This is a genomic window from Pseudomonas oligotrophica (assembly GCF_021726475.1).
Lineage (GTDB): Bacteria > Pseudomonadota > Gammaproteobacteria > Pseudomonadales > Pseudomonadaceae > Stutzerimonas > Stutzerimonas oligotrophica.
Window position 1 is genome coordinate 23,704 of the sequence record NZ_JAKJRU010000005.1, and the last position, 18,081, is coordinate 41,784.

The window sequence follows — 18,081 nt, forward strand, 5'->3', positions numbered from 1 at the left end:
CCCGTAAGGTATGGCGCAAAAAACGGAACAGCCTCCCGGCCGCCTGGCCGTCGACGCATGACGGATGCCTATGAACCCGAATTTTCTGGATTTCGAACAGCCGATTGCCGACCTGCAAGCCAAGATCGAAGAGCTGCGCCTGGTTGGCAATGACAATGCCCTGAACATCGGCGACGAGATTGCCCGCCTGCAGGAAAAGAGCGAATCGCTCACCGCAAGCATCTTCGGCAACCTGACCAGCTGGCAGATCGCCCGCCTGGCTCGCCACCCGCAGCGTCCCTACACGCTGGACTACATCAACCACCTGTTCACCGAGTTCGAAGAGCTGCACGGCGACCGTCATTTTTCCGATGACGCAGCGATCGTCGGCGGCACGGCGCGCCTGAACGGCCAGCCGGTGATGGTCATCGGCCACCAGAAGGGCCGCGAGGTCCGCGAGAAGGTCCGTCGCAACTTCGGCATGCCGCGCCCCGAGGGCTATCGCAAGGCCTGCCGCCTGATGGAAATGGCCGAGCGTTTCCGCATGCCGATCCTGACCTTCATCGACACCCCCGGCGCCTACCCGGGCATCGACGCCGAGGAGCGCAACCAGAGCGAGGCCATCGCCTGGAACCTGCGCGTGATGGCGCGCCTGAAGACGCCGATCATCGCTACCGTGATCGGCGAGGGCGGTTCCGGCGGCGCGCTGGCCATCGGTGTCTGCGACCAGCTGAACATGCTGCAGTACTCCACCTACGCGGTAATCTCCCCGGAAGGCTGCGCCTCGATCCTCTGGCGCACCGCCGAAAAGGCACCCGAAGCCGCCGAGGCCATGGGCGTGACCGCCGAGCGCCTGAAGGACCTGGGTATCGTCGACAAGGTGATCAACGAGCCGCTGGGCGGCGCGCACCGCAACCCGGCGGCGATGGCCGAGTCCGTGCGCGACGAGCTGACGCGCCAGCTCGACATGCTCAAGTCGCTGGATACCGACAAGCTGCTCGCGCGTCGCTACGAGCGACTGATGAGCTACGGCGTCTGAGCCGAGGCCTGCCTGCGCAGGCTGGCAGGTTGAACGAAACAGGGTGCCCGGGTGGCACCCTGTTTCGTTTCTGGCCGGCGCGGGATAATCGGCGTTCGCAGGGCATCGCCGGGAGAATATCGTGTCGCTGGAATCGGAACTGATGACCACGCTGGCCCCCTGGCGCGATGCGCCGCGCTGGTGCGTGGCGCTCTCCGGCGGGCTGGACTCGACGGTGCTGCTAGATCTGCTCGCCCGCCTCAGGCAGCTGTACGAGTTGCCGCCACTGGTCGCCATCCATGTCGATCATGGCCTGCAGGCGGTCTCGAGCGACTGGGCCGAGCATTGCCGCGGCCTGTGCGAGGCTCTTTCGATTCCGCTGCAGGTGCGCCGCGTCGAAGTGACGCGACAGGCCAGCCTCGAGCAGGCGGCGCGCCAGGCGCGCTACGCGGCGTTCGAGGCAGCGATCGATGCCGGCGACGTCCTGTTCACCGCGCAGCATCGCGACGATCAGGCCGAAACGCTGCTGTTCCGGCTGTTTCGTGGGGCTGGCGTGCGAGGGCTGGCAGCCATGCCGGCACAGCGCCGGCTCGGGGCTGGCTGGCTGGTTCGGCCGCTGCTGAATGTGTCGCGACAGGCGCTCGAGCAGCATGCGCGTCGCCACGGCCTGAGCTGGGTGGACGACCCCAGCAACCAGCAGCTCCAGTTCGCCCGCAACCACCTGCGCCACCGGGTGCTGCCGGCGGTCGAGGACCATTGGTCGCAGGCCCGCGGCAACATTGCGCGCGCCGCCGCGCACCTGGCCGAAGCCCGGGTGCTGCTCGACGAACTGGCCGATGCTGACCTGCAGCGCGTGGCCGGCCTGGCCGCACCGGCATGGCTGCCCTTGCCGAGCCTCGATCTGTTGGCGCTGCGTGCGCTGACGGCGGCGCGGCAGCGCAACGCCTTGCGTCGCTGGCTGGAGGCGTGGACGCCGCTGCCGGACAGCGATCACTGGGCGGGCTGGGCGGCGCTGCGTGATGCCGCTGTCGATGCGCAACCGGTCTGGCGCCTGGCGGGTGGCGAGCTGCAGCGGGCCAACGACCGGGTCTGGTGGCTGTCCGGGCCCTGGCTGGTGCCGCTCGATAGCGCAGCGGCGCTGCCGTTTTCGGGGGGCTCGTTGCAGCTGCCGGGCAACGGCACGCTGAGCCTCGAGGGCGCGGCCGATGCCGGTTTCTCGATCCGCTACCGCCAGGGCGGCGAGGCGTTGCGGCTCCCCGGGCGCGGACGGCGCGACCTCAAGCGCCTGCTCAACGAGGCGAAGCTGCCTGGCTTCGTGCGTGCCCGCCTGCCGCTGCTGTACCGCGGCGACGAGCTGCTGGCCGTGGCGAATCTGCCGCATCTCGCCCCGCCAGGGCTGGTGCTGCGCTGGTTGCCACTGGCGCCGACCTCGGTTTGAGCTGGTAGGGGCTTTCGGGTAGACTACGCTCCCGTCTTGATACAGCTTCTGCGGCCTTCTTCGAAAGCCGTGGCGGTTGAGCTATTGCCGCTTGTGGCAATGGCATCTTCGCTTCCCCCGGCGGCGCCGGCCGCTTAACGCAGACTTCTAGGGTTCTTATGACGCGCTACATCTTCGTCACGGGTGGTGTTGTTTCTTCTTTGGGGAAAGGCATTGCCTCGGCTTCATTGGCGGCCATCCTGGAGGCGCGGGGCCTGAAGGTCACGATGCTGAAGCTGGACCCTTACATCAACGTCGATCCGGGCACCATGAGCCCGTTCCAGCACGGCGAGGTGTTCGTCACCCACGACGGCGCCGAGACCGACCTGGACCTGGGCCACTACGAGCGGTTCATCCGCACGCGCATGACCCAGAACAACAACTTCACCACCGGCCGCGTCTACGAGGACGTGCTGCGTCGTGAACGCCGTGGCGACTACCTGGGCGCGACCATCCAGGTCATCCCGCACATCACCGACGAGATCAAGCGCCGCATCATCAAGGGCGCCGGCGACGCCGACGTGGCCCTGGTGGAAGTCGGCGGCACCGTCGGCGACATCGAGTCGCAGCCGTTCCTCGAGGCGATCCGCCAGCTGCGCGTGGAAGTCGGCGCCAAGCGCGCCATGCTGATGCACCTGACGCTGGTGCCCTACATCGCCACCGCCGGCGAGACCAAGACCAAGCCGACCCAGCATTCGGTCAAGGAGCTGCGCTCCATCGGCCTGCAGCCGGACGTGCTGGTGTGCCGTTCCGATCATCCGATCGATGTCTCCTCGCGGCGCAAGATCGCCCTGTTCACCAACGTCGAAGAGCGTGCGGTGATCAGCCTTCCGGATGCCGACACCATTTACCGGATTCCCGGCATCCTGCATGCGCAGGGCCTGGATGACTACGTCGTCGAGCGCTTCGACCTCAAGTGCGGCGGCGCCGACCTCTCCGAGTGGGATCGCGTGGTCGATGCCAAGCTGCACCCGGAGCAGGAAGTCACCATCGCCATGGTCGGCAAGTACATGGAACTTCTCGATGCCTACAAGTCTCTGATCGAGGCCATGAGCCACGCCGGCATCCAGAGCCGCACCAAAGTGAACCTGCGCTACATCGACTCCGAAGACATCGAAAACCAGGGCACCGGCCTGCTCGAGGGCGTCGACGCGATCCTCGTGCCCGGCGGCTTCGGCCTGCGCGGTGTCGAGGGCAAGATCGCCACGGTCAAGTATGCGCGCGAGAACAAGATTCCCTACCTGGGCATCTGCCTGGGCATGCAGGTCGCGGTGATCGAGTATGCCCGCGACGTGCTCGGCTGGTCCGATGCGAACTCCACCGAGTTCAACAAGGACAGCGGCCATCCGGTGGTCGGCCTCATCACCGAGTGGGCCGATGCCTCCGGCAATACCGAGGTGCGCACGGAGGCCTCCGACCTGGGCGGCACCATGCGCCTGGGTGCCCAGGAGTGCATGCTCGAGCCCGGCTCCAAGGTCTTCGCCTGCTACGGCAGCGACCGCATCGTCGAGCGCCATCGCCATCGCTACGAAGTGAACAACAACCTGCTGCCGAAGCTGCAGGAAGCCGGCCTGAAGATCACCGGCCGCTCCGGCGACGGCGCGCTGGTGGAAGTGGTCGAGGCGCCGGATCATCCGTGGTTCGTCGCCTGCCAGTTCCACCCCGAATTCACCTCCACGCCGCGCGACGGCCACCCGCTGTTCAGCGGCTTCGTCAACGCGGCGCTGGACTACAAGGCGAAGAAGGCATGAGCCAGAAGACCATCCGCGTCCGCGATATCGAGATCGCCAACGACAAGCCGTTCGTGCTGTTCGGTGGCATCAACGTCCTCGAGTCGCGTGACCTGGCGATGACGGCCTGCGAAGAGTACGTGCGGGTCACCGAGAAGCTCGGCATTCCCTACGTGTTCAAGGCCAGCTTCGACAAGGCCAACCGCTCCTCCATCACCTCGTTCCGCGGCCCGGGCCTGGAAGAGGGCATGAAGATCTTCGAGGAAGTGAAGAAGACCTTCGGCGTGCCGGTGATCACCGACGTGCACGAGCCCTGGCAGGCGCAGCCGGTGGCCGAGGTCTGCGACATCATCCAGCTGCCGGCCTTCCTCTCGCGGCAGACCGACCTGGTGGTGGCGATGGCCAGGACCGGCGCGGTGATCAACATCAAGAAGGCGCAGTTCCTCGCCCCGCAGGAAATGAAGCACATCCTGAAGAAGTGCGAGGAAGCCGGTAACGACCAGCTGATCCTCTGCGAGCGCGGCTCGTCCTTTGGCTACAACAACCTGGTGGTCGACATGCTCGGCTTCGGCATCATGAAGTCGTTCGAGTACCCGGTGTTCTTCGACGTCACCCATGCCCTGCAGATGCCCGGTGGCCGCGCCGACTCGGCCGGCGGTCGCCGTGCCCAGGTCACCGACCTGGCCAAGGCCGGCCTGTCCCAGGGGCTGGCCGGCCTGTTCCTCGAGGCGCACCCGAATCCCGACCAGGCCAAGTGCGATGGCCCCTGTGCCCTGCGCCTGGACAAGCTCGAGCCGTTCCTCAGCCAGCTCAAGCAGCTGGATGACCTGATCAAGAATTTCCCGCCAATCGAAACTGCTTGAAGCCTTGCAGCTATCTACGGAGTGTTAACAACAATGGCAAAGATCGTCGATATCAAGGGACGCGAAGTGCTCGATTCGCGCGGCAACCCGACTGTGGAAGCCGACGTGATCCTGGACAACGGCATCGTCGGCAGCGCCTGTGCGCCGTCCGGCGCCTCCACCGGCTCGCGCGAGGCCCTCGAGCTGCGCGACGGTGACAAGAGCCGCTACCTGGGCAAGGGCGTGCTGAACGCCGTGGCCAATGTCAACGGTCCGATCCGTGATCTGCTGCTGGGCAAGGACCCGGTCGACCAGAAGGCCCTGGACCAGGCGATGATCGAACTGGACGGTACCGAGAACAAGGCCAAGCTGGGCGCCAACGCCATCCTCGCCGTGTCCCTGGCCGCTGCCAAGGCTGCTGCCCAGGCCAAGGGCGTGCCGCTGTACACGCACATTGCCGACCTCAACGGCACGCCGGGCCAGTACTCGATGCCGGTGCCGATGATGAACATCATCAACGGCGGCGAGCATGCCGACAACAACGTCGACATCCAGGAATTCATGGTCCAGCCGGTCGGCGCCAAGACCTTCGCCGACGCGCTGCGCATGGGCGCCGAGATCTTCCATCACCTCAAGGCCGTGCTCAAGGCCCGTGGCCTGAACACCGCGGTGGGCGACGAGGGCGGCTTCGCGCCGAACCTGGCCTCCAACGAAGACGCCCTGGCGGCCATCGCCGAGGCGGTCGCCAAGGCCGGCTACCAGCTGGGTAGCGACGTGACCCTGGCGCTGGACTGCGCTTCCTCCGAGTTCTTCAAGGACGGCAACTACGACCTGGCCGGCGAAGGCAAGGTGTTCGACGCCGCCGGTTTCGCCGACTACCTGGCCGGCCTGACCCAGCGCTATCCGATCATCTCCATCGAGGACGGCATGGACGAGTCCGACTGGGCCGGCTGGAAGGCGCTGACCGACAAGATCGGCGAGAAGGTCCAACTGGTCGGTGACGACCTGTTCGTGACCAACACCAAGATCCTCAAGGAAGGCATCGACAAGGGCATCGCCAACTCGATCCTGATCAAGTTCAACCAGATCGGCTCGCTGACCGAGACCCTCGAAGCCATCCAGATGGCCAAGGCCGCCGGCTACACCGCGGTGATCTCGCACCGTTCCGGCGAGACCGAAGACAGCACCATCGCCGACCTGGCCGTAGGCACTGCCGCCGGCCAGATCAAGACCGGTTCGCTGTGCCGCTCCGACCGCGTGTCGAAGTACAACCAGCTGCTGCGCATCGAAGAGCAGCTGGCCGGCAAGGCGCCGTACAACGGCCGCGCCGAATTCCGCGGCTGATCTACGCGTGATGCCAAGAAGGGCGACGCGAGTCGCCCTTTTTTGTGGGCGCTGGTTGTGAATGGACGTGTCCCGGGCTGCCATCGGTTAGGGCCGGGTTCGCAGGGGGGCGCCTGCGTACCCTGCTTGCTAGAGCAGCGGGGACATTGGCTTTTTTGGCGCTTCTGGGAACCACCGCACAGACCGAAATCCCATGTCACCCATCAGACGGCTGCTTTTCAAGCATGAGCGCAGCCCCTACCATGCCCAAGATCCAACCTGCGAGCCGCTCCATGCGTAATCCCTACTGGCTGTTCATCGTGCTGGTCCTGCTGCTCGGCGGCCTGCAATATCGCCTGTGGGTGGGCGAGGGCAGCCTGGCGCAGATCAGCGGCCTCAACAAGCAGATCGAGGAGCAGCAGGGCGAGAACAAGCGTCTGCTGGAGCGCAACCGTATCCTCGAGGCCGAGGTGATGGAGCTCAAGCAGGGCATGGAGACCGTCGAGGAGCGTGCCCGCCACGAACTCGGCATGGTCAAGGAAGGCGAAACCCTCTACCAGCTCACCGAATGAACCACAATCCGACTCCCTTCTGGGTGGTGATCCCGGCCGCCGGCATCGGCAGCCGGATGGCCGCCGATCGCCCCAAGCAGTACCTGCAGCTTGGCCAGCGTACGATTCTCGAACACACCCTGAACTGCTTTCTCGGCCGGGCCGGTGTGCGTGGCATAGCGGTCAGCCTGGCCAGCGACGATCCCTGGTGGCCCGGTCTCGCCTGTGCCAGCGACCCGCGCATCAGCCGTGCCGCCGGCGGTGCCGAGCGCGCCGACTCGGTGCTGGCCGGCCTCGAACGGCTTGCCGCGCTGGGTGCTGCGGACGATGACTGGGTGCTGGTGCACGACGCGGCGCGCCCCAATCTGGCCGACGAAGACCTGCAGCGGCTGCTCGATGAACTGGGCGACGACCCGGTCGGCGGGCTGCTGGCGGTTCCGGCGAAGGACACGCTCAAGCGTGTCGGCGCCGATGGTCGCGTCGAGCAGACCGTCGACCGCCGGCCGATCTGGCTGGCTTATACGCCGCAGATGTTTCGCCTCGGAATGCTGCGTGCGGCGCTGCTCGGGGCGGCGCAGGCCGGCGCCGAGGTCACCGACGAGGCGTCCGCCGTCGAATGGCTGGGGCACCGGCCGCGGGTGGTGGAAGGGCGCGCCGACAACATCAAGATCACCCGTCCCGACGACCTGGAGTGGCTGGCACTGCGCTGGGATTCGCGCTGACATGCGCCGCAAGGCGCCCCGGGGTTGCTCCGGCGCGCCGGTAAGGCTTCGTTGCGCGACGCCTCAGAAGCGGTAGAGCGCCGCAGCACCGGTCTGCGACGGCATGCGCTCGGCCGGGACGGCGACCACCTCGCCGCCCTGTTCCAGCGTCCAGACGCTCAGTTCGTCGAGCAGGTCGGGCGTCGAGGCCTCCGCCTCGTCGACTGGCAGCGCCATGGCGGCGTCCTTGTCTGCCTGGCCCGGAATCCGCCGGTCCGCCTCCACCAGCAGGGTCGCGACGCGCCCTTCGCGCGTGGCGCGGCCGATCTCCTCGAGGCTTTCGCTGGCCAGGCCCTGGCCGCGTGACTCGCCGAAGCGCTCGAGCAAGCCCTCGAGCCGCTTGAGGTAGCGCGGCTGCATGACTCGCCAGCTCCTCTCGCGCAGCTCCTCGGGCTTGAGCAGTGCCGGATCGCTGTCGATGCCTTCGCTGAGCAATTGCGGGTTGTGGCTGAGCTTGCGGAAATGCGCCTGGTGATCGGGCAGGGCGGCGAGGATCAATGGCAGGCCCGAGCGCCTGGAATGGTGCTCGAGGATCGCCCGGTCGACTTCTCGGAAGAAGCGCTCGCGGTCGCGGTCCTGCTCGGCCTGGCGACCGGCACCACCGGCCTCGACCTGCATCGGATCGCCGCGCTCGCCGGCCCGGCTGTAACCTTGGGGGAAGCCGCTCTGGTCCTTGTCGGTCAACTCGCGGCCCAGCGCCTGCTCGAGCGTCGCGGGTACGCCTTCGGCCAGGCGCAGCTCGTCGATGCCGTCGCGGTTGCCTTCATAGAGCCGTACCGAATCCAGGGTCAACGCCAGGATCTGGTAGCGGTCGGCGGACTGGGCAATGCGCAGCAGCGGTTTGACGTGCATGCGCTCGTTGGCCACCGCCAGTTCGGTGACGCGCCGCTGCAGGCGGAAGACTCGGAAATAGTCCGGCGCGGCGAAGACGGCCAGGCCGTCCCGGCTGCTGTTCCAGAAATCGGTGTCGTCGATCAGTGCACGAAAGGGGGCGAGCAGCTGCTCGGCCGCATCGCAGTGCTGCTGCCTCAGCGAATCCTCGAGCTGACGCACCAGGTGCTTGAAGCGAATCGGGTCCTGCTCGCGTTCGGGAAAGCTGCGGTGGGTCGGCTGGTACAGCGACAGGCAGGGGCGCTGGCGCACGGCCAGCAGTTCCTTGAGGGTGTCTCGGTTCAGATCGCTTGGCATGGGACTACCTCGCAATGGGCCGGTGGATGGGCAGATCAGCGGCTGAGCTTGCCGGTGAGGTGATCGAGCGCATGCAGCATCTTCTCCGCCGCGCCGTCGACGGCCAGGTCCAGCGATTCGGCCTTGTGCGTCACCGACAGCGGCTCGTGGTGCTTGAGGCGGGCCTCGATCTGGCAGCGCTTGTCCTGCGGGCCGCTCTTGCTGCCGTTCTCGTCGTTGAGGTGAACCTCCAGACGCGTCAGGTATTCGTCGAATCGCTCCAGCTCGCCTTCCAGGGTGGCGCGCACGCGCTCCTCCAGGCCCTGGGACATGTCGATGCTGTGGTTGCTGTTTACCTGAATGAGCATGGAATTCTCCTGATGGCGTGGCTTGGCAAAAGCCGGGCGTGGAAAGCACCGGCTTTGCAGTTACGACGGGGGCGGCCGGGCAGGGTTCCACCCTCCGGGCGGATGCCGGACGGACGCGACGCCAGGCGCAGCGGCGCTCAGCGGTGGCTATATTCGGGGGCTTCGGCCAGCCCGCTCTTGAGCGTCTCGATCAGCCGTCCGACCTTGGCCGAGAGCAGTCGCCGCTGCGGATAGACGGCCCAGACGGCGGTATCCGGCGGCTGGTGGGCTTCGAGCAGGGAGACCAGGCGGCCCTGGCGCAGCGGTTCCTGCACGTAGTAGTCCGGCAGCTGGCAGATGCCGAAGCCACGCAGGGCGGCATCCAGCACCGCATGGCCGCTGTTGCAGCGCCAGTTACCCGAGGGCTTGAAATGCTGCTCGCGGCCCTCGACCTGCAGCATCCAGGTATCGCCGGTGCCGATCAGGCAGTTGTGCCGGGACAGTTCGGAGAGGGTGTGCGGGCGCCCGTAGCGTTCCAGATAGGCTGGCGCGGCGCAGAGGTACATCAGCCGCGGCGCGATGCGCGTGGCGACCAGGCGTGATTCGCCCAGGCGGCCCAGGCGGATGGCCAGGTCGAAGCCTTCCTGCACCAGGTCCAGTGTGCGGTTGGACAGCTCGATCTCGACCCGCAGCTGCGGATGCCGGGCCATGAAGTCGTTCACCAGCGGCACGATGAAGCGCTCGCCATAGGCCACCGCGGCGGTCATGCGCAGCAGGCCGGAGGGTACGCTGTTCTGGTCGCTGACCGCGAGAAAGGCGTCGTCGCGTTCCTCGACCAGGCGCTGGCAGCGGGCGAAGAAGTGATGCCCGGCATCGGTCAGCGAGACGCGGCGCGTGGTGCGGTAGAGCAGGCGCGTCTGCAGGCGCTCCTCCAGGCGCGCGACCTGGCGGCTGACGTGGGACGAAGACACGCGAAGCTTCTGCGCCGCGGCCATGAAGCTGCCCTGCTCGGCGACGGCAACGAATTCGTCCAGACCTTCCCAGCGACTCATGGTTGCCCTCGATTGTTGCCTGGCTGCATTAATGTTTTGAGGAAATGCAGATTATCCCTGACGGGCGAGAAATTACACTTGCCCGACTGCAACCCCCATCGAGAGTTAGCCCATGACCATCAAATCCCGTGCTGCCGTCGCCTTCGCCCCCAACCAGCCGCTGCAGATCGTCGAGGTGGACGTCGAGCCGCCGAAGGCCGGCGAGGTGCTGGTGCGCATCGTCGCCAGCGGCGTCTGCCATACCGACGCCTACACCCTGTCCGGCCAGGACAGCGAGGGCGTGTTCCCCTGCATCCTCGGCCACGAGGGTGGCGGCATCGTCGAGGCGGTGGGCGAGGGCGTCACCTCGGTCAAGGTCGGCGACCACGTGATCCCGCTGTATACCGCCGAGTGTCGCCAGTGCAAGTTCTGCACCTCGGGCAAGACCAACCTGTGCAGCGCGGTGCGCGCCACCCAGGGCAGGGGCCTGATGCCCGACGGCACCAGCCGCTTCAGCTACAACGGCCAGCCGGTCTACCACTACATGGGTTGCTCGACCTTCTCCGAGTACACCGTGCTGCCGGAAGTATCGGTCGCGGTGATCCCCAAGGAGGCGCCGCTGGAGAAGGTCTGCCTGCTCGGCTGCGGGGTGACCACCGGCATCGGCGCCGTGCTCAATACCGCCAAGGTGGAAGAGGGCGCCACCGTGGCCATCTTCGGTCTGGGCGGCATCGGTCTGGCGGCGATCATCGGCGCCAAGATGGCCAAGGCCAGCCGCATCATCGGCATCGACATCAACCCGGCCAAGGAGGCCGTGGCCCGCGAGCTGGGCCTCACCGACTTCGTCAACCCGAAGGACCACGCCAAGCCGATCCAGGAGGTGATCGTCGAGATGACCGACGGCGGCGTCGACTACAGCTTCGAGTGCATCGGCAACGTGCAGCTGATGCGCGCGGCGCTGGAGTGCTGCCACAAGGGCTGGGGCGAATCGACCATCATCGGCGTGGCCCCGGCCGGGCAGGAGATCAGCACCCGTCCGTTCCAGCTGGTCACCGGTCGCGTCTGGCGCGGCAGCGCCTTCGGCGGGGTCAAGGGTCGCACCGAGCTGCCGGGCTACGTGGACAAGGCGCAAAAGGGCGAGATCCCGCTGGATACCTTCATCACCCACACCATGGGCCTGGAGGACATCAACAAGGCCTTCGACCTGATGCACGAGGGCAAGAGCATTCGTACCGTCATCCACTATTGATCCGTAGGGTGGATAACGCTGTCGCCAGGCGGCTTATCCACCTCGACTGGTGGAAAACGCTTCGCGGTTTTCCACCCTACGCGAGGCCTATCCATGACCCTTGAAAACATTTCCTGCCAGAAGAGCTTCGGCGGCTGGCACAAGCGCTACCGCCACCGCTCCAGCAGCCTCGACTGCGACATGGTGTTCGCCGTCTACCTGCCGCCGCAGGCCGAGCAGGGTGCCAGGCTGCCGGTGCTGTACTGGCTGAGCGGGCTGACCTGCACCGATGAGAACTTCATGCAGAAGGCCGGTGCGCATCGCCTGGCGGCCGAGCTGGGCCTGGTGATCGTCGCGCCGGATACCAGCCCGCGCGGTGACGGCGTGCCGGACGATCCCGAAGGCGCCTGGGACTTCGGCCTGGGGGCGGGCTTTTATCTCAACGCGACCCAGCAGCCCTGGGCCCGGCATTACCGCATGTACGACTACGTGGTGGACGAGTTGCCCGCGCTGATCGAGGCCAACTTCCCGGTCTCCGAGCGCCGCGGCATCAGTGGCCATTCGATGGGCGGGCACGGTGCGCTGGTCTGCGCGTTGAAGAATCCCGGGCGCTATCGCTCGCTGTCGGCCTTCGCGCCGATCGCCAACCCAATGGCCTGCCCATGGGGCGAGAAGGCCTTCAGCCGCTACCTGGGCGAGGATCGCTCGCGCTGGCGCGAGTGGGATGCCTGTGCGCTGATCGCCGAGGCCGGCGAGCGCCTGCCGACGCTGGTCGACCAGGGCGATCGCGACGACTTCATGCTCGGCCAGCTCAAGCCCGACGCCCTGAGGAGTGCCGCCGAGGCCGCCGGCCATCCACTGCAGCTGCGCATCCAGCCGGGCTACGACCACAGCTACTACTTCATCGCCAGCTTCATCGACGATCACCTGCGCCACCATGCCAGGGCATTGCAGGCGTAGGGCGGACGATGGCGTAGCCTCGTCCGCGCATGCGGTCCGGTCAACGTTGCCGGCCGGATCGTGCGCATCACGCACCGGGCGCGTGGAAAACGCTGCGCGGTTTTCCATCCTTACGCGGTGTCGCCGCTAGGGTGGATGACGGCGCAGCCTCATCCACGCCTCTTTCGCCAACAACGGGTCGAAAAAAGGCCCGGCCGGTTTCCCGGTCGGGCCTTCCGTCGCAAGGAGCTAGAGCGACGGGTAATCGGTATAGCCTTCGGCGCCTTGGGCGTAGAACAGCTCGGGCCGCGCTTCGTTGAGCGGGGCGCCCTGGCGCAGGCGCTCTACCAGGTCCGGGTTGGCGATGTAGGGAATGCCGAACGCCACCGCATCGGCCTTGCCGTCGGCCAGCCATTGGTTGGCCTGCTCGGCGGTGAAGCGCTCGTTGGCGATGTAAACACCGCCGAACAGCTGCTTGAGCTGTGGGCCGAGGCTGTCCTCGCCGGCCTTTTCGCGGGTGCAGATGAAGGCGATGCCGCGCTTGCCCAGCTCGCGGGCTACGTAGCCGAAGGTCTCGGCGCGGTTGGAGTCGCCCATGTCGTGCGAGTCGGCACGCGGTGCCAGGTGCACGCCGACGCGGCCTGCGCCCCAGACGCCAATGGCGGCATCGGTGACTTCCAGCAGCAGGCGCGCACGGTTCTCCAGCGAGCCGCCGTACTGGTCGGTGCGCTGGTTGGTGCTGTCCTGCAGGAACTGGTCGAGCAGGTAACCATTGGCGCCGTGGATCTCCACGCCGTCGAAGCCAGCTTCCCTGGCATTCTCCGCACCCTTGCGGTAGGCCTCGACGATGGCCGGGATCTCGCCGGTTTCCAGTGCGCGCGGGGTCTCGTAGTCCTTCATCGGGCGGACCAGGCTGACGTGCCCGGCCGGCTTGATGGCGCTGGGCGCGACCGGCAGCTGGCCGTCCAGGTAGAGCGGATCGGAGATGCGCCCGACGTGCCAGAGCTGCAGGACGATCTTGCCGCCCTTGGCGTGCACGGCGTCGGTGATCTTCTTCCAGCCCTGGACCTGCTCGGCCGACCAGATGCCGGGGGTGTCGGGGTAGCCGACGCCCATCGGCGTGACGGAGGTGGCTTCGCTGATAATCAGGCCGGCGTCGGCGCGCTGGCTGTAGTACTCGACCATCAGCTCGCCCGGCACTCGGCCCGGCTCGGCGCGGCAGCGGGTCAACGGCGCCATGATGATGCGGTTGGACAGCTCGAGTTCACCGATCCGGATCGGGTCGAAGAGAGTGGGCATCGCGGTGCTCCTTGGTTGGTATTGCCGTGAATGGTGTGTCGCTCAGAGGGTTTGCTGCAGTTGCTCGACGAGTGCGCGGATCGCCTCGTCGTTGCGCCGGAAGAAGTGCCACTGGCCGACCTTGCGGCTGCTCACCAGGCCGGCGCGCTGCAGGCGGGCCAGGTGGGCCGAGACGGTGGACTGCGAGAGTCCGGCGCGCTTGCCGATCTGCCCGGCGCAGACGCCGAGCTCCAGCGGGTATTCCTGCTCGGCGAAGAAGCGCTCGGGCTCCCTGAGCCAGCCGAGGATTTCCCGGCGCAGCGGATGCGCGAGGGCCTTGATGGCATCGTCCTGCGGGGCTGGCATGGCGCTCGTCGTCCTCGTATCGCGTTGGGCCGAACTGTATATCGTCAAATGGCGATACAGGATCGATTCGCTCGATAGTGTTCATCGCCGAAGTCGATGCGTCGCACGGCTGCTGTAGAATCCGCCCCGTCCATCAACCAGGGGATTCTGCGCATGCGTATCGGCCACGGCTTCGACGTCCACCGCTTCGGCGAAGGCGATTTCATCACCCTCGGCGGCGTGCGGATCGCACACGACTTCGGCCTGCTGGCGCACTCCGACGGCGACGTGCTGCTGCACGCCCTGGCCGATGCGCTGCTCGGCGCCGCGGCGCTGGGCGACATCGGCAAGCACTTCCCCGATACCGACCCGCGCTTCAAGGGCGCCGACAGCCGCGTGCTGCTGCGCCACGTGGTCGAGCAGGTCCACGCCAAGGGCTGGAAGGTGGGCAACGTCGACGCCACCATCGTGGCCCAGGCGCCGAAGATGGCGCCGCACATCGAGGCCATGCGGGCGTTGATCGCCGAGGATCTGCAGGTCGAACCGAATCAGGTCAACGTCAAGGCCACCACCACCGAGAAGCTGGGCTTTACCGGGCGCGGGGAGGGTATCGCCGTGCATGCGGTCGCCCTGCTGGTCGCGGCATGACCGAGGACCAGCTGCTCGGGCCCCGGGCCCACGGCGGGCCCTGCGGCAGCGCGGTGCTCAAGGCGGTGGCCGAGGACTTCCAGGTCGACGAGGTGCTGGACATCCCGCTGTCCGGCGAAGGCGAACACCTCTGGCTGTGGGTCGAGAAGCGCAACCTCAACACCGAGGAGGCGGCGCGCCGCATCGCGCGCGCGGCCGGCGTGCCGCTGCGCCTGGTCAGCTATGCCGGGCTCAAGGATCGCCAGGCGCTGACCCGCCAGTGGTTCAGCCTGCATCTGCCGGGGCGAGGCGACCCGTCGCTGGAGGCCGCCGAGGACGACGCCCTGCGCGTGCTGAAGAGCGTGCGGCACCAGCGCAAGCTGCAGCGCGGCGCGCATTCGGCAAACGGCTTCACCCTGCGCCTGACCGAGCTGAAGGCCGATCGCGACGCGCTCGACCAGCGCCTGCGCAGCGTCCAGACCCATGGCGTGCCCAACTACTTCGGCCTGCAGCGCTTCGGCCATCAGGGCAACAACCTGCAGGGCGCCCGCGAGTTCGCCGGCCGGGGAGAGCTGCCGGTTCAGCGCAACCTGCGCTCGCGGCTGCTGTCGGCTGGGCGCAGCTACCTGTTCAACCGCGTGCTCGCCGAGCGTGTCGCTGAAGGCAGCTGGGAGCGCGCATTGGTGGGGGACCTGCTGGCCTTCACCGACAGCCGCAGCTTCTTCCCCGCCGGCGAGGCCGAGTGCCGGGATCCGCGCCTGGATATCCTCGACCTGCACCCTACCGGGCCGCTGTGGGGCGCGGGCGAGTCGCCCGCCGCGGGGGCCGCCAAGGCCCTGGAACAGCACGTGGCCGGGCAGGAGCCGGCCATCGCCAAGTGGCTCGCCGAGGCCGGCATGAAGCATGAACGGCGCGTGCTGCGCCTCCCCATCGGCCACTTGTCGTGGCATTATCCCGGCCCTGACATTCTGCAACTGGAATTCGTCCTGCCGACCGGATGCTTCGCCACCGCCGTGGTGCGCGAGCTGGTCAGCCTGGCAGGGCAGACGGAAATCTGATGCGTATTCTGATCGCCAACGACGACGGGGTGTATGCGCCTGGGCTCGCCGCGCTCTACGACGCGCTGGCCGACTATGCCGAGTGCCGCGTGGTGGCTCCCATCCAGGACATGAGCGGTGCCAGCAGCGCCCTCACGCTCGACCGGCCGCTGCATCCGGTGACGATGCCCAACGGTTTCATCGGCCTGAACGGCTCGCCCACCGACTGTGTCCACCTGGGCCTCAACGGGCTGCTCGAGGAGACGCCGGACATGGTCGTTTCCGGGATCAACCTGGGCGCCAACCTCGGCGACGACGTGCTCTATTCCGGCACCGTCGCCGCCGCGATCGAAGGCCGTTTCACCGGGCGCCCGGCGTTCGCCTTTTCGCTGGTGTCGCGCTCGGCCGACAACCTGCCGACCGCTGCGCACGTCGCCCGCGCGCTGGTGGAAAAGCACGACCAGCTGGACCTGCCACCGCGCACGGTGCTGAGCGTCAACGTGCCGAACCTGCCGCTGGACCATATCCGCGGCATCCGCCTGACCCGCCTCGGCCACCGCAGCCGGGCCAAGCCGCCGGTACGCCAGGCCAATCCGCGCGGCAAGGAAGGCTACTGGATCTCGGTCGCCGGCGATGTCGAGGATGGCGGCCCGGGCACCGACTTCCACGCCATCATGCAGGGCTACGTCTCGATCACTCCGCTGCAACTGGATCGCACCTTTCACGAGGCGTTCCAGGGGCTGGACCGCTGGCTGGAGGACGTCCTGTGAGCCACCGCGCGCCGACCGACCTGCTGCATGGCACCGGGATGACCTCCCAGCGTACCCGTGATCGCCTGATCCAGCGCCTGTACGAGGAAGGGCTGTCCAACCCCCACGTGCTGGAGGTGATCCGCCGTACCCCGCGTCACCTGTTCGTCGACGAGGCACTCGCCCACCGCGCCTACGAGGACACCGCGCTGCCGATCGGCCACAACCAGACGATTTCCCAGCCGTTCATGGTGGCGCGCATGAGCGAGCTCCTGCTCGCCGACGGCCCGCTGGACAAGGTGCTGGAGATCGGCACCGGTTCGGGTTACCAGACTGCGGTGCTGGCGCAGCTGGTCGAGCGGGTGTTCTCCGTCGAGCGCATCCAGGCCTTGCAGGAGCGCGCCAAGGAGCGCCTGAGCGAACTCAAGTTGCGTAATGTGGTCTTTCGCTGGGGCGATGGCTGGGAGGGCTGGCCGGCACTGGCACCCTACAACGGCATCATCGTCACCGCAGCGGCAGCCGATGTGCCGCAGGCCCTGCTCGATCAACTGGCGCCCGGAGGGCGCCTGGTGATTCCGGTCGGGGCAGGCGACGTTCAGCAACTGATGCTGATCATTCGAGAGGAAGACGGATTTTCCCGCCAATTGTTGGATACCGTTCGCTTCGTGCCGCTGCTCAATGGACCCGTGATCTGATCATTCAGCGGAAGGAAGCATGAAAAACGCTTTGTTGTTGTACGCCAAGGGCATGGCCATGGGCGCGGCCGATGTCGTCCCTGGCGTTTCGGGTGGGACGATCGCCTTCATCACCGGGATCTACGACGAGTTGCTGCGCTCCATCGCCGGCCTGCCGGGCGCGGTCGCACCTCTGCTGCGCGGACGTATCGGCGAGGCCTGGAAGCAGGCCAACGCCAGTTTCCTGCTGGTGCTGTTCGCCGGCATCCTCACCAGCGTGTTCAGCCTGGCCAGGCTGATCACTTATCTGCTGGAGCACCATCCGATCCCGGTCTGGTCGTTCTTCTTCGGCTTGATCCTGGTCTCGGTCTACCTGGTCGGTCGCGAGATTCGCCAGCGCAGCCTGCCGTTGCTGGTCGTGTTCCTCGCCGGCATCGCCTTTGCCTACTGGATCACCGTCGCCGCGCCCGTGCAGTGGGACAGCAGCCTGCTGAGCCTGTTCTTCGCCGGCGCCATCGCCATCTGCGCGATGATCCTGCCGGGGATTTCCGGCAGCTTCGTGCTGGTGCTGCTGGGCCTCTACCCGGTGGTGCTGGGCGCGGTGAAGGCACTGGATCTCGGCGTGCTGGCCGTGTTCGCCATCGGTTGCGTCGTCGGCCTGCTCAGTTTCGCCAGGCTGCTGAGCTGGACGCTCAAGCGCTGGCGCGACCTCACCCTGGGCTTTCTCACCGGCCTGATGCTCGGCTCGCTGAACAAGGTCTGGCCGTGGAAGCAGACCCTGACCTGGCGCGTCGATTCCCACGGGCAGCAGACGCCGCTGCTGGAGCAGAACCTGCTGCCAGGGACCTTCGGCGATCTCACCGGGCAGGATCCGCAGTTGCTGCTGGCGATCGCCCTGGCCGCGGCTGGTATCCTGCTGGTGCTGAGCCTCGAGTGGATCGCCGGTCGATGCCAGCCAGCCGCCCAAGGCGTCTGAAC

The 18,081-nt window shown here is 67.1% G+C and carries 18 protein-coding genes and 1 pseudogene; 14 read left to right on the plus strand and 5 right to left on the minus strand.

Annotated elements, in window-relative coordinates; all coding sequences use genetic code 11:
- Positions 1–70 precede the first annotated feature (70 nt).
- The 7 genes from L3N39_RS11345 (at position 71) to ispD (ending at position 7,642) form a co-directional block, all read left to right on the plus strand.
- Complete coding sequence (locus tag L3N39_RS11345) at positions 71–1,018, plus strand: acetyl-CoA carboxylase carboxyltransferase subunit alpha (protein WP_237257448.1); 948 nt, start codon at positions 71–73, stop codon at positions 1,016–1,018.
- A gap of 121 nt (positions 1,019–1,139) precedes the next feature.
- Complete coding sequence (tilS, locus tag L3N39_RS11350) at positions 1,140–2,435, plus strand: tRNA lysidine(34) synthetase TilS (protein WP_237257449.1); 1,296 nt, start codon at positions 1,140–1,142, stop codon at positions 2,433–2,435.
- A 158-nt stretch (positions 2,436–2,593) separates the two neighbouring features.
- Positions 2,594–4,225: a CTP synthase gene (locus tag L3N39_RS11355; RefSeq protein ID WP_237257450.1), complete on the plus strand. Its 1,632-nt coding sequence runs from the start codon at positions 2,594–2,596 to the stop codon at positions 4,223–4,225.
- A complete protein-coding gene (kdsA, locus tag L3N39_RS11360; protein ID WP_237257451.1) occupies positions 4,222–5,067 on the plus strand; it encodes a 3-deoxy-8-phosphooctulonate synthase in 846 nt (281 codons plus the stop codon). Before L3N39_RS11355 ends, kdsA begins: the two co-directional genes overlap by 4 nt.
- A gap of 33 nt (positions 5,068–5,100) precedes the next feature.
- Positions 5,101–6,390 (plus strand): phosphopyruvate hydratase, encoded by a 1,290-nt coding sequence (gene eno, locus L3N39_RS11365; RefSeq protein WP_237257452.1) that lies wholly within the window; start codon positions 5,101–5,103, stop codon positions 6,388–6,390.
- A 272-nt stretch (positions 6,391–6,662) separates the two neighbouring features.
- The gene (gene ftsB, locus L3N39_RS11370) at positions 6,663–6,941 is read left to right on the plus strand and encodes a cell division protein FtsB (RefSeq protein ID WP_237257821.1); all 279 of its coding nucleotides are present in this window, start codon (positions 6,663–6,665) and stop codon (positions 6,939–6,941) included.
- A complete protein-coding gene (gene ispD, locus L3N39_RS11375) occupies positions 6,938–7,642 on the plus strand; it encodes a 2-C-methyl-D-erythritol 4-phosphate cytidylyltransferase (protein ID WP_237257453.1) in 705 nt (234 codons plus the stop codon). Before ftsB ends, ispD begins: the two co-directional genes overlap by 4 nt.
- A gap of 63 nt (positions 7,643–7,705) precedes the next feature.
- On the opposite strand, the gene L3N39_RS11380 is transcribed toward ispD, so the two are convergent.
- The 3 genes and pseudogenes from L3N39_RS11380 to L3N39_RS11390 form a co-directional block, all read right to left on the minus strand.
- Complete coding sequence (locus L3N39_RS11380; protein WP_237257454.1) at positions 7,706–8,869, minus strand: baeRF3 domain-containing protein; 1,164 nt, start codon at positions 8,867–8,869, stop codon at positions 7,706–7,708.
- Between the two features lie 44 nt (positions 8,870–8,913).
- Positions 8,914–9,216: pseudogene (locus tag L3N39_RS11385) on the minus strand (HPF/RaiA family ribosome-associated protein); the annotation flags it as partial.
- A gap of 137 nt (positions 9,217–9,353) precedes the next feature.
- Positions 9,354–10,247, minus strand: a complete 894-nt coding sequence (locus L3N39_RS11390) for a LysR family transcriptional regulator (RefSeq protein ID WP_237257456.1) — start codon at positions 10,245–10,247, stop codon at positions 9,354–9,356.
- Between the two features lie 112 nt (positions 10,248–10,359).
- Here L3N39_RS11390 and L3N39_RS11395 point away from each other — a divergent pair, with 112 nt between their 5' ends.
- Positions 10,360–11,475 carry an S-(hydroxymethyl)glutathione dehydrogenase/class III alcohol dehydrogenase gene (locus L3N39_RS11395; RefSeq protein ID WP_237257457.1) on the plus strand — a complete coding sequence of 372 codons (1,116 nt, stop codon included), beginning with the start codon at positions 10,360–10,362 and terminating at the stop codon, positions 11,473–11,475.
- A gap of 93 nt (positions 11,476–11,568) precedes the next feature.
- Positions 11,569–12,414: an S-formylglutathione hydrolase gene (gene fghA, locus L3N39_RS11400; protein ID WP_237257458.1), complete on the plus strand. Its 846-nt coding sequence runs from the start codon at positions 11,569–11,571 to the stop codon at positions 12,412–12,414.
- Between the two features lie 228 nt (positions 12,415–12,642).
- Here the strand turns inward: fghA and L3N39_RS11405 are convergent, their stop codons facing one another.
- On the minus strand, positions 12,643–13,692 hold the full coding sequence (locus tag L3N39_RS11405) for an alkene reductase (protein WP_237257459.1): 1,050 nt from the start codon (positions 13,690–13,692) through the stop codon (positions 12,643–12,645).
- A 42-nt stretch (positions 13,693–13,734) separates the two neighbouring features.
- Positions 13,735–14,037, minus strand: a complete 303-nt coding sequence (locus L3N39_RS11410) for an ArsR/SmtB family transcription factor (RefSeq protein WP_237257460.1) — start codon at positions 14,035–14,037, stop codon at positions 13,735–13,737.
- Between the two features lie 153 nt (positions 14,038–14,190).
- On the opposite strand from L3N39_RS11410, the gene ispF reads away from it, so the two are divergent.
- Genes ispF through L3N39_RS11435 form a run of 5 tightly spaced genes read left to right on the plus strand, consistent with a single transcriptional unit; the run spans position 14,191 to position 18,079 of the window.
- Positions 14,191–14,664: a 2-C-methyl-D-erythritol 2,4-cyclodiphosphate synthase gene (gene ispF, locus L3N39_RS11415; RefSeq protein WP_237257461.1), complete on the plus strand. Its 474-nt coding sequence runs from the start codon at positions 14,191–14,193 to the stop codon at positions 14,662–14,664.
- On the plus strand, positions 14,661–15,701 hold the full coding sequence (gene truD / locus L3N39_RS11420; RefSeq protein WP_237257462.1) for a tRNA pseudouridine(13) synthase TruD: 1,041 nt from the start codon (positions 14,661–14,663) through the stop codon (positions 15,699–15,701). The genes ispF and truD overlap by 4 nt, the downstream gene beginning before the upstream one ends.
- A complete protein-coding gene (gene surE / locus L3N39_RS11425) occupies positions 15,701–16,450 on the plus strand; it encodes a 5'/3'-nucleotidase SurE (RefSeq protein ID WP_237257463.1) in 750 nt (249 codons plus the stop codon). The genes truD and surE overlap by 1 nt, the downstream gene beginning before the upstream one ends.
- 38 nt (positions 16,451–16,488) lie before the next feature.
- Positions 16,489–17,124: a protein-L-isoaspartate(D-aspartate) O-methyltransferase gene (locus tag L3N39_RS11430; protein ID WP_237257822.1), complete on the plus strand. Its 636-nt coding sequence runs from the start codon at positions 16,489–16,491 to the stop codon at positions 17,122–17,124.
- Between the two features lie 19 nt (positions 17,125–17,143).
- Entirely contained in the window at positions 17,144–18,079 is a 936-nt protein-coding gene (locus L3N39_RS11435; RefSeq protein ID WP_237257464.1) for a polyprenyl-phosphate transporter, read from the plus strand.
- The last annotated feature ends 2 nt before the right edge of the window (positions 18,080–18,081 follow it).

Coding starts and splice junctions, on each gene's coding strand:
- L3N39_RS11345 (WP_237257448.1), top strand. CDS start 71: ATGAACCCGAATTTTCTGGATTTCGAACAGCCGATTGCCGACCTGCAA.
- L3N39_RS11355 (WP_237257450.1), top strand. CDS start 2,594: ATGACGCGCTACATCTTCGTCACGGGTGGTGTTGTTTCTTCTTTGGGG.
- kdsA (WP_237257451.1), top strand. CDS start 4,222: ATGAGCCAGAAGACCATCCGCGTCCGCGATATCGAGATCGCCAACGAC.
- eno (WP_237257452.1), top strand. CDS start 5,101: ATGGCAAAGATCGTCGATATCAAGGGACGCGAAGTGCTCGATTCGCGC.
- ftsB (WP_237257821.1), top strand. CDS start 6,663: ATGCGTAATCCCTACTGGCTGTTCATCGTGCTGGTCCTGCTGCTCGGC.
- ispD (WP_237257453.1), top strand. CDS start 6,938: ATGAACCACAATCCGACTCCCTTCTGGGTGGTGATCCCGGCCGCCGGC.
- L3N39_RS11380 (WP_237257454.1), bottom strand. CDS start 8,869: ATGCCAAGCGATCTGAACCGAGACACCCTCAAGGAACTGCTGGCCGTG.
- L3N39_RS11390 (WP_237257456.1), bottom strand. CDS start 10,247: ATGAGTCGCTGGGAAGGTCTGGACGAATTCGTTGCCGTCGCCGAGCAG.
- L3N39_RS11395 (WP_237257457.1), top strand. CDS start 10,360: ATGACCATCAAATCCCGTGCTGCCGTCGCCTTCGCCCCCAACCAGCCG.
- fghA (WP_237257458.1), top strand. CDS start 11,569: ATGACCCTTGAAAACATTTCCTGCCAGAAGAGCTTCGGCGGCTGGCAC.
- L3N39_RS11405 (WP_237257459.1), bottom strand. CDS start 13,692: ATGCCCACTCTCTTCGACCCGATCCGGATCGGTGAACTCGAGCTGTCC.
- L3N39_RS11410 (WP_237257460.1), bottom strand. CDS start 14,037: ATGCCAGCCCCGCAGGACGATGCCATCAAGGCCCTCGCGCATCCGCTG.
- ispF (WP_237257461.1), top strand. CDS start 14,191: ATGCGTATCGGCCACGGCTTCGACGTCCACCGCTTCGGCGAAGGCGAT.
- truD (WP_237257462.1), top strand. CDS start 14,661: ATGACCGAGGACCAGCTGCTCGGGCCCCGGGCCCACGGCGGGCCCTGC.
- surE (WP_237257463.1), top strand. CDS start 15,701: ATGCGTATTCTGATCGCCAACGACGACGGGGTGTATGCGCCTGGGCTC.
- L3N39_RS11430 (WP_237257822.1), top strand. CDS start 16,489: ATGACCTCCCAGCGTACCCGTGATCGCCTGATCCAGCGCCTGTACGAG.
- L3N39_RS11435 (WP_237257464.1), top strand. CDS start 17,144: ATGAAAAACGCTTTGTTGTTGTACGCCAAGGGCATGGCCATGGGCGCG.